The organism is Vibrio sp. 10N.261.52.C11, assembly GCF_041471405.1.
Lineage (GTDB): Bacteria > Pseudomonadota > Gammaproteobacteria > Enterobacterales > Vibrionaceae > Vibrio > Vibrio crassostreae_C.
On sequence record NZ_JBFROI010000108.1, the window covers coordinates 1 to 10899 of the forward strand.

The 10899-nt window shown below is 38.8% G+C and carries 6 protein-coding genes and 2 pseudogenes; 5 read left to right on the top strand and 3 right to left on the bottom strand.

The window, feature by feature from the left end; translation table 11 throughout:
- Both AB4323_RS23605 and AB4323_RS23610 read right to left on the bottom strand, forming a co-directional pair.
- A pseudogene (locus AB4323_RS23605) lies at positions 1–758 on the bottom strand (IS4 family transposase); the annotation flags it as partial.
- A 112-nt stretch (positions 759–870) separates the two neighbouring features.
- Complete coding sequence (locus tag AB4323_RS23610) at positions 871–1323, bottom strand: Lrp/AsnC family transcriptional regulator (RefSeq protein ID WP_017062578.1); 453 nt, start codon at positions 1321–1323, stop codon at positions 871–873.
- 634 nt (positions 1324–1957) lie between these two features.
- Here AB4323_RS23610 and AB4323_RS23615 point away from each other — a divergent pair.
- The 3 genes and pseudogenes from AB4323_RS23615 to AB4323_RS23625 all read left to right on the top strand — a co-directional run bounded on the left by AB4323_RS23615 (position 1958) and on the right by AB4323_RS23625 (position 4157).
- Positions 1958–2663, top strand: a pseudogene (locus AB4323_RS23615) (DDE-type integrase/transposase/recombinase).
- Positions 2664–3206: 543 nt separating this feature from the next.
- Complete coding sequence (locus AB4323_RS23620) at positions 3207–3383, top strand: hypothetical protein (RefSeq protein ID WP_016800056.1); 177 nt, start codon at positions 3207–3209, stop codon at positions 3381–3383.
- Between the two features lie 144 nt (positions 3384–3527).
- Complete coding sequence (locus AB4323_RS23625; protein ID WP_016800058.1) at positions 3528–4157, top strand: winged helix-turn-helix domain-containing protein; 630 nt, start codon at positions 3528–3530, stop codon at positions 4155–4157.
- Between the two features lie 64 nt (positions 4158–4221).
- Here the strand turns inward: AB4323_RS23625 and tnaA are convergent, their stop codons facing one another.
- Positions 4222–5637, bottom strand: coding sequence for a tryptophanase (gene tnaA, locus AB4323_RS23630; protein WP_029203693.1), 1416 nt, complete (start codon positions 5635–5637; stop codon positions 4222–4224).
- Between the two features lie 340 nt (positions 5638–5977).
- On the opposite strand from tnaA, the gene AB4323_RS23635 reads away from it, so the two are divergent.
- Complete coding sequence (locus tag AB4323_RS23635; protein ID WP_017102562.1) at positions 5978–7321, top strand: opine metallophore biosynthesis dehydrogenase; 1344 nt, start codon at positions 5978–5980, stop codon at positions 7319–7321.
- A gap of 82 nt (positions 7322–7403) precedes the next feature.
- Positions 7404–7835 (top strand): GNAT family N-acetyltransferase, encoded by a 432-nt coding sequence (locus tag AB4323_RS23640; protein ID WP_371996046.1) that lies wholly within the window; start codon positions 7404–7406, stop codon positions 7833–7835.
- The last annotated feature ends 3064 nt before the right edge of the window (positions 7836–10899 follow it).

A 10899-nucleotide genomic window follows, 5' to 3' on the forward strand; every position in this document is an offset into this window, starting at 1 on the left:
GGTTACTGTGTAATTGAACAAGTTTGTCATTTCGCCCTAAAGATTGAACAATGTCATATTGTGTATTTTTCTTGAGGGGGATAAGCCAATGACGCTCTGAGCCAGAGTCTTGCCATTTATGTAATAAGCCTAAAGAATAGAACCCCTTATCGAACATTGTCACGCTATGGTTTGGTGTTGTTTCTATCAATTTTTCAGCTAATACCATTTCGTTTGTATTGTAATTATCAAAGGCACTTGCCGTGATAATGTGACTGCTTAGTTCCATTTGGCAGACCATTCTCACTTGCGGATATTGTGTCCCTTTTTGTCGAGAAAATGCATTTTCATTTTGCGGGTTATCGGGCGTTCGCCAAACAACGCCATCGACACCAAGAAGCGTTAACCCATTCCACTAGGGTAACTGTGCGCTTTTCAACCATGACGTAGTCATTCGCTCAAAGACCGCTTTTATTGCGTCTTCACCCAACGTCTTTCGACGTTGAGTCAACGCACTTGGTGCGACAAAAGCTTTACCTGTACGGTCGTACAATATCAAGTTGGTTAACTAAATCTTTCATGGACTTATTGTTATAGATGGCCATTCCAACAAGCAGCCACACCATGGATTCTAGAGTTAACTTTCTCTTTCTCATCGTGACGGTATCAGTAAGAGAATAAGATTCGTCGATGAGTTCAATTGGAAGCAAGTCAGACAAAGTTTCAATGTTGCTAGGTTTCCAATCATTAATTATGTTTAGAACTTGAGAAACATCCATAAAAAAATCCAAGTGCATTAAATACACTTGGATTTTGACAGCTCTGGAGGATCGTTCAACCGATCACTTTGGCTTTAACTGATCGGCATTACTCATAAGAGCGGCTTTCTTTTTAACGACTGATTGGTTGGTGTAGCACTACTGTTGTATTGAGAGAGCGAATGCCATTGAACGACTCTATCTCATTACATAAATGGTGTATTGATTGCAGGTCAGGTGCTTCAATCAAAGAAATAATGTCGTAGGTACCACCAACAATGCTTGTAAGTCTGACTTCAGGTAGTTCTTTTAACGCATTACTTACATCATTTTTCTTACCTTTTTCACAAGAAATCAGCAAATAACTTGCCGCTTTTCTCCCGTCATTTTCTACTCTTATTTGTGCCGTATACCCTTTGATAATACCGGTTTTTTCAAGTCTGTTGATACGTTCAGCGACTGCTGTTCGCGACAAGCCGATGTTGCGAGAAAGGTTAGCAATCGATTCTCGCCCATTGGAGAGTAGATTCGATAGAATTTTACGATCTAGTTTGTCTAAGCCTTGTAAACTAATGTTGGACATCATGTGTTCTGCCTTTTCTGAATTATTATTATATTTGTATTTCTCTCAAATTAGAGCCTTTATCTTTCACCTAACCCGTCCTAAATAAGGTTGACACATATCCAACATGAAATTAGAGAGTTACAAATACAATTATGACTCTTATCAGAACGCACTTGCGGAAAGGATAATGGAAGACTAAAGATAGAATACTCACTGATGATGCAAAGAAAATGGTCTCCAAATCAGTAAAAACTAAGCCCTACAATGAGTTTGGCCTCGTCAAACTCTACCCCCCCCCGCCGATGAAGTACCTCCATCATTTTAATTAACCACTTGTTTGTCACCTCCCTCTATCGCCAAATCGAAAAAATAGGATGACTACAAGCGACTAAACCATCAAGAACAAGTTGGCTTGGGAAACTTCCTTCCTTATTCTATTTGACCTAGGGTAACTTCATCCTTATAACCCAAAAATTGGCTAAGTGCAGAGTGTTTGATTCTAGGTGAACCTAACAATCGAATTATTATCTTAGCCAAATATAAAGACCATTAATTTATTATTAATAAATAATGATAAGGCTTAATTCTTCTCACGTCCAAAAGGCTCTCTCCTGTAGTGGCATCCTGATCCCGGACCTCATAAATGAGGGGTTCAATGGCAAAACGACAAAGACGTACATTTTCTACTGAATTCAAAAATATATGCTGCAAGCTTGGTTCTTGACCAAGGGGACTCCATCCCTGAAGCAGCTAGCTCTATGGAATACGTGAAACAGCTTTACGACACTGGGTCGAATAACTCAAAATTGAGCAAGGTAGGGTTACTCCAACGACCAAAGCCCTCACGTCTGAGTAAAAGAAAATCCAAGAGTTAGAAGCCCATATTAACCGATTAGAACGAGAAAAATCCGTACTCCAAATAGTGTTTGGTGCGGCGATATTACTTATCTTAGGTCTGGTTCGAAGTGGGCCTACTTAGCAGTAGTGCTTGACCTATTTAGTCGACGCGTTGTGGGCTGGCCTTTATCAGATAAGTCCAATGCTGAATTAGCATCTAAAACTTTAGGGCTGGCTTAGAAGAAACGGGGGCGGCGAAGAACATGATGTTCTATTAATATCAAGGATGCCAGGACAACTCAAAGCATGAGCCTTCGTGGTAATTGTTGGGAAAACACTCCCATAGAAGGTTATTTAGAAGCTTGAAAGCCGAGTGGGTACCAGAAACAAGCTACCTGGAACAAGCTCAGGACAAGAAAGACAACGGCTATTACCTGATGAGTCCTTACAATCGGCAACGCCCTCAAGAAAATGATGGGTTGTCACCAGTTAATGGCCCTTCAGCCAGTGTCCTGTACTTTTGACCACTACACCCCCTAGAACAATCAATATTCCGCCGACCATCAAAGACCATAAGCTAACCTATTTTATTTTTTAGTGACCCAAGTTCAAGCTAGACGCCCCCAAAACGCAATGAAATCTGTACTACTAAACATTAGATTAGTAAGTACACCAAAAAATGAATAGCTGCAGCTCGATTAAGAGTTCCGATTCTTTCGTAACGAATTGAGGAATAAAAGCAAAATAACAGGCTCAAGGGATCTCGTAGACAGAGAAGAAGCAACTATATAAAACAGGAAGAATGAGAGTATTAGTCAAAAATTTATTGTTGTTTAACCCTCCAAAACCCCAGTTTTAAAAAACTAAAATATCACTATAAATAGATGATTTTTTTGATAATTTATTTATAAATTATCAAAAAAATCCTATGAGGAATGGCCTAAATTTTAGCCATTGCCAAATGGGTAATCTAAAATTATTAATAATCATTTTTTATTAAAATTCATTCATCTACACAGATAAATTAGAGATGTGTATATGAATAAATTTTCAAAAGGACTACTAATATGGAAACACTGATCTGCCGCTCTTTTCAATCATTTATAGATTTCTGCGATAACGATATTGTTAAAGGAAAAAATATCCACTGCACTTTTAAGGCCTGTAAGGAGAAGGACTGGCGTTGGATGCAGTTTTACCTAAACGACAAAGGAGGAAAAGAGCTGACCTTTAGCTTCATATGAAACAAAACGCCTTAACTAATATTTCGTTTAACTTCAAATTTATTCAAAATTTTGTAAATAGTATTCAAAAAATGAGCCATTATATAAAGCACTAGAAAAACTAACTGTCTTAACCATCGCTCTCTAGAAATATGGAGAAACACTATGTTAAAAGCGCATCTCGAAAACCTACAATTACCTATAGGTAATTGTATATTACACAGGGATGAATCAGGGGCTCAATTGATGCTTAGCAATCAAAAGTCATTTTCAATTACCCTACCTGAAAGCTGTATCCTTGAAACTCTGATTAAGAAAGAACAACTCATTTCAACCAAAGAAGAGTTAATTATTGCCGCTTGGGGGAGCCCAGATATCATCGGGCCTAACTCTTTACCAGTCGCGATAACTAACCTAAGAAAAGTTCTAGACCTTGATAGCATCAAAATCGTCAACATCCCAAGAAAAGGTTACAAGATTCATATTCCTGAATTTGAAACCTCACTAGACCCGCCGAGAGATATAAAGTTACCACGTCACTCTAAGTTTTCGTGTCCTCTCAAAAAAGCAACCAATCATCTAAAATTATACCAATGGACTTTCATCGGCTTATCTTCAACAACCCTCGCGGTCCTACTAATCAGTTATTTCTATTTTCGATACGAACTTGAAGTTGTTAACGTGAACCTTAATAATCAATCAAGCCAAATCTGTTTAACAAAAAAGGATGAACTGAAATTAATCCTCGCCTCTTCCCAAGTTCAGGCAAGCAAAAAACCTTCAATAAACCCCTAACACCTCGTCAATTTAGTTATTAATAACTAAATCCCCCCTTATTCACAGCAAAGGGGGGTACAACTTAGAGTGCAGGTTCTAACGTAGCGTTAAAATGTCTCAATACTTTAGGTTCATAAGTAAACTTCAAACCTGAAATAGATGAGGCGCGTTTTTTCACTTCTTTAAAAGCAGCAATAATGTAATCAAGGTGAGCTTGCGTATAGGTTGCTCTGGGAATGGCTAAACGCAACAGTTCCGCTGGACAAGGCAGTTGTTCACCAGTTTCAAGGTCACACCCTTGCAATAAGGACCCTATTTCAGCCCCACGAATACCCGCCACTTTATAAAGCTCACAAGATAAAGCATGCCCAGGGAATTGTTCCGGCGGAATATGAGGTAAGAGCACACCTGCGTCAATAAATGCAGCATGACCGCCAGCTTGCTGGCAACGAACCCCTAACGCTTCAAGACCATTTACTAAATATTCAACTTGCTGAAGACGGGAAGCTAACCAATCTTCTTCCATCCCATCATAGAGTCCGACAGCTAGGCGCTCCATAGCACCGCCTTCAAGCCCGCCATAGGTTGGAAAGCCTTCCAATAGCACGCATAATGTTTTGCATTCTAATTGAACATCTAACAAGCTTTCATCTTTGAAAGCAAGCAATCCCCCAATAGGAACCATCGCATCTTTTTTCGCTGACATAGCAAAGATATCGGCATATTTAAAAGCTTCGCTAGTTATCTCTTGAATGCTCCATTCAGCATATCCCTCTTCGCGTTGCTTTACAAAATAGGCGTTCTCTGCAAACCGTGCACAGTCCATAACTACGGGAATATCATAAAACTGCGCTAACTCATAAACAGCCTTCAAATTGGCAAGAGAAACTGGCTGACCACCTGCAGAATTGCAAGTAATCGTACTCACAATATAGGGCACATTTTTAGCCCCGATCTCTTCAATGCCAGACGCGAGCGCTTTCAAGTCAAAATTGCCTTTAAAATCTCTCTTAACTTCAGTATTAAAGGCATCACGAGAAGGCACATTCATCACACGACAGTTATTTTTTTGAGTGTGCCCTTGAGTGGTATCAAAAAAGTAATTTGAAAATGCGGCCATCTTTTCTCGTTCTAGCCCCTTATCTCGTTCACGCTTATTGATCAAGGCAGGTACATACAACTGTTCAGCGCCACGTCCTTGGTGTGTAGGGATAGTAAACTGATAGCCAAATATATCTTTTACCGTTTGGCTAAGCGTCCGATAGCTTCGACTGCCGCTGTACGCTTCATCACCTCTCAACATTGCGGATTGCATGGCCTGCGTTACTGCCCCGGTGCCACTATCGGTCAGTAAATCGATAAACACTTTATCGCTATCTAACAAAAAAGGATTGTACCCCGCTTTCATTAACGCCAGCTCTCGCTCTTGTTCTGTTGTTCTTTTAACTGGTTCAATAACCCGGATTCGATACGGCTCCGGCAAATAGTGTGAATCCATAGGCTGTTCTTGATTGTTGCTAATTGCTGACATAGGGTTCTCTCCAAACATTTTCCAACGATTAAGGGTAAGTTGGTTAGAAATAACTAAAGAAGCCCATTATTCGGACACCCAAACCTCTCCTTCCCAACTTAAATAAAGATTAATCAAATAAATAAAATTTGGTATTAATTTCAGCGTAAATTAAATATTAATAAACATATTAACAACACCTAAAAGCCCTCTAAAAAAGCATCATAGCCATGAGAAAACCTGACCAAATGACATCACCGTTTTTTTAATTAATAAAGATAATTAAATAAACAATGGACTTAGAAAGTAGCACTATAAAAGTAGTGGTATGAGAATGAAAAATATACCTAGAGCATATAAATTAGAAGGAAAATGGAAATATGGAGAGCCCATTATGATACTAGGGAACACATTGGTTGCTGGAGCGGGGCCGGTCGGCATTCAAACTAGCCAAATTATGGCTCCTCTTAGTCAAAAAATAGCCCTCATCGGCAAAAGCTCCCCTCAGTGGGAAAATAGGCAAAGATTAATCAAACAACACGGATACGTTGTTTGTTGTGAGGTGAATGAACCACAATTAGCGACACTAGTCGGATTAGTTAAGTTTAATGAACTTTATACAGAGCTCTCTCCCCTTCCCTCCTCTTGGGATACGTTAGTTTTAGCCACTCCAGCTCACGCCTATTGTGATGTGTTGTCTTCCTTTTCTGAAATTTTATTAAAGAACTTAAAACAAATCATTCTTATGTCCTCAATGCTCGGTGGGTGTCTTATTTTAGAAGGAATGTTAAAAAAGAAAGGAGCCTCTCCAAATATAATGCTCTTCTCTAGCTACTTTGCGACGTCTTATTTTACTTCTAACCCGACGGACAAAAATAGGGTCCTCACGGTCAGAACCAAAACAGTAAAAAAACGAGTTTATATTTACCAGTCTAAATCCAATGATGGTTTATTGAGCGCCTTGCGAAACGCTTTAGAAAAAATTGATGTTCAAGTCATCCCTTTAGATAACTCGTTCAGTGTGGAAGGCAGAAACATTGCTACTTATGTACACCCTGCTTTTATTATCAATACGTTTTCATTAGATCACATTTTATCTAAGGAAGACGAAGTTAAGTACATGTATAAACTGTACCCAGAAGGGCCAATCACCATGAGTTCGATTAGGGATTTACTACTGCACTGGAAATCAGTTTCTCGCCTACTTGAACATTACTCAGCTCAACCGATTAATCTACTGCAGTTGCTAAATGATGAACATCACCGAGTACATGAAAAGACTATCCCCAAGGACAAAATAGTCTCTTTCAACGAGCTTGATGAGATAGAGCAGGAATATCTACTCTACATACGATATAGCACAATCCTGATAGACCCAGACCCGTTTTCAAAAGGTAAAACCTTTGAGGTTTCAGCCAAACCTTATATCAAAGGAAAAGTTAGAAAAGGAAGACTACTACTCCCCAGAACTCCTCTAGAAGACCTACAGACCCTTTATTGGCTTAACCACTTAGTTCAAAGCTCAAGCCTAATCTCTTCTGTCACATTTCCCTCAATAGAAGTGTTTGAAAATTGGATAAAAGAAAGAAACCTACCAAATACGCTAATCCAGGCTTTAAAACAACGCGCAAAAGAATATTACGAATATGCAACCCCATCTATTAGCCCCTAGTAATTACTAGGGGACACACATATCTTTTAATTCGCATTTTAGCGTTTTGCTTCAAAAAGATAACAGGAAAAAGGAGATTAAGGTGTTAATAAGAAAAGCGACGCTCAACGACATATCCTCTATCAATGCTCTGTGTCACGAGCAACTAACAGGCAGCCACAGTAAAATTAGCCATTACAAGAGAGAGCAGAACGAATACAGCTTAAGTGATTACAATTTCAGTAAAATCAGAATCATTGATCTACTTTTTACGGAATCAATGATGAAGGAGAAGCTAAACAATAAAAATATCTATTTTTTTGTCGCTGAAACAAAAAAGAATAAACAAGTCATAGGTTACCTAATGGTTAGTGTCCATCCTCCTAAAAAAAGGCCGGCTCTCCAACAACGTCTCCCATCTTTCTACGCTTACATCGAACGATTTTATGTGTCGTATAAATACCATGAACAAGGTATTGAGCTTGCCCTACTCAACAGCTTTGATTATTGGAAAAAATACAAATCAGCACACTAATCATTATCTTTCAAAAAACCATGAAATTTGTCAATGCTCAGGCTGAGCATTGACAAATTTTCCCACAATCAAATCAATCTAAAGCTGTTTTTCTATAAAAGCCCATCAAACCTTCTTGATACCCAATCAAAAAGAAAAGGGCGAAACTAATATTGCCAGTGAGTTGCGAAAAGACAACACACACCACTCCGACCCAAGCTAAAATAACGTATTCAATCGGTCACCAGTTATAAATTGCCCCAAGCCCCCTGGTTATCCCAAACCAAAGTAAAGGCGAGACAGCGAGTAACCAAGGAGTTTGGACCTCGATTTTTATATGTCGGTTGCACCAGAAAAAAATAGCAACATGAAGCGTCGATACCACAGCGTAAATCACACCGGTAATTAAGGTGTGACTGAGACACTACATTGTGCTTGGATACTGGTAGGAGGGCAGGGTAGGAGAGTATTAGAAGAGAACAGTTCATCTGCTTGGCATATGTGGCTTCAAACATCGAAATTAAAGCTAAGCGGTGTTCTGCTATTCGCTAGACAGATCTACGAGAGAAAGCCCTAATGCCTCACCTATGACATCTGAACAACTAGAAATTCGTGAATTTTAAAAGAAGGTATCTCGTCTTAAATAGGTTGACGATTTTTAGCAAGCCTGTAACGGAATTTTTTGTTTTTTCATACATATTATTTGGCCTGTTCATCTTACGAATGAAGGCGTCCGTTGACAATGACAACTAATGAACGCCCTCATCAGATTGAACATAAGTCATGTAGCTCACCAAAAACTCCTCTACCTTTGAAGAAAACATTTATTTTACCAAATTCGGATGTTTTTTCATTCAATGCCTTTTTCATTGTTTTGGTGTAGCTCCATTTTGGCTTAACCAGCAACCGCTCTTCTTGAAGGTAGTTAAACTAAACATCGCGGCCCAGCTTTATTCCTTTAGCTATCAATTGAGGTTTTAGTAAGAGAAGTGAAGCTTGTGAGTTCCTAGTCGAGACATGAAGCGCCTTAGTGCAAGCTCACCTTGACAATTTTTCTCTCTGATATACACATTAAAGATAAATATCGCGTAACGAACAAGCCCTAATTACGCTTACTTTCTTTTCGAAGGCTTCTTGCCGCCCTCGGTGATTTCGGCATCGTGCTCTTCCTTGAACTGACTAAATAATCCATTTCTCCATTTTCAATGGTATCCACAACCTGTATTTAAAGCCTAGTGTGTAATCTCGCTGAGTGCTCTTAACGTAGTGTTTATTTGGGATGGTCATAATTAGTCCTCAATGTATAAACATATTTCAAGACGGGGAAAATATTAAAAAAACCACGACTCTGCTGATAGTTTAACAGTCGGACAAGAGATAAAGTTTATCGATGGCTTACAAGCTCGTCGGAAACCTAAAAATATCATGGACCGCAGCGGCCAAGGCTGTCACTAAATAAGTGGAAAGTATCATCAATTACTGCGGTGCTTCCAGATAAAAAACTTATCTCGACGAAAAAATTGCAGGGAGTAGGCGACAATCGAACGTTTTTTAGAAGCTTAAATACTAAGTGGATTCCCGCAATAAATTATCGCAGCTTTGCAGAGACTCAAAAAATCATCCAATACATAATTAGATATTCCAGCCAACTTAGGCCATATCAGTATAATGGTGTTCTGACACTCATTGGCTCAGAACGATTGATTGTCTTGAAAACCGTGACCAATTTTATTGGACCACTATACTCTTGCCTCTAAAGAAAGATAAAGCCCAATTAAGCGATAAACGTAATTTCCCATCTAAGGGTTGATAAAGATTGCTACAAAGTTAGCGTGGTTGCATGACATTGGTATTCCTACAACGTTCGCGAGCTTGTTCGGTTGTGGAGTGGAACAGCACCTACCGACAATTTCAATTTAATAATCAGTAATTTCAGAGCAAGCTTCAGGAACACATTCGTCAAAGTTGGATTTCATTTACGCAACAAGGTTTAAGTCGATTTTAAAGTTAATCTTCTCAGGGACGATAGTAGAAATAGCCTCTGAAGCCAATTTCTATCCAAGAGTGAGAGAAAGGGGCGGTAAATTATAATTATTGACTTAACCTTTGAAATTCGAGAGTTCGTAATATTTGATTTCTGGCGTTGGCACTTAAGGTTCTTCCCAAGGCAAATTAATCCCACTGTCATTAATATAATCAGAGCTCAACACACACAACTCATCACAACACGAATCAACCTTTGTCCAATCCTAAATCTATAGGCCTCATCATTTGCTTGAGGAGGCTATTGCCGATTGTAGTAGCTCATCAGGTAATAGCGGCTGAGCTTGTGTCCACTCGATTTTCAAATTTATGAATAACTTCTCCATGGGAGCATTGACGATCCCATGTCAATACTTACATCATAACTGAAAAATCTTTCAATATAATGGAGGGAAATTTACAAACGATATAGCGTTTCAAAAATCTTTGTGTTTCTCTTATCGAAAGTCCCTCTGCTTCTCTTCGCTACATATAGTTTTGTCTTAGGATCCTTCTCATTCTATCAAAACTACTGTCATCGGTGTCAGGATGTCTTTCCTGATGAAGTTTGTAACGAACTCACTTCAAAGAGGTTAGGTAAATGCAAACTCTTTGCCTAACCTCTGTAGATTAGCACATGCTGTAACCAACAATATCGCAGCTACACATGATCACACCAAAGTGTTCCATTAATGTTGAAGCTCTTTCTTTAGTTCGCATGAGAGAAACTTTTCGTAAGTAGATTTAAATGATAAATAGGTTTGACTGCATAAAAAATCGAGGAGACATAGCAAGCTCGTTTAATTCAGTCAGGCGCAGTGACGAGTAATGCATGAAACTGATTTACAGCCTGGGATGATCTAAAAAACGAAAAAGATCTTCACCATAAGAGCCCGCATTAATAGTAGCGATTTACCACCTAGTTTAGTACCTAAGATCATTAGACCACTACAAACCCAACCCATTTATCAATTACATGCAATTGGTAAAAAATATAGCTAAACATTAAGAGTAAGACATAAAATTATTAGAGAACTAACATTTACCCAACAACTAACATCAA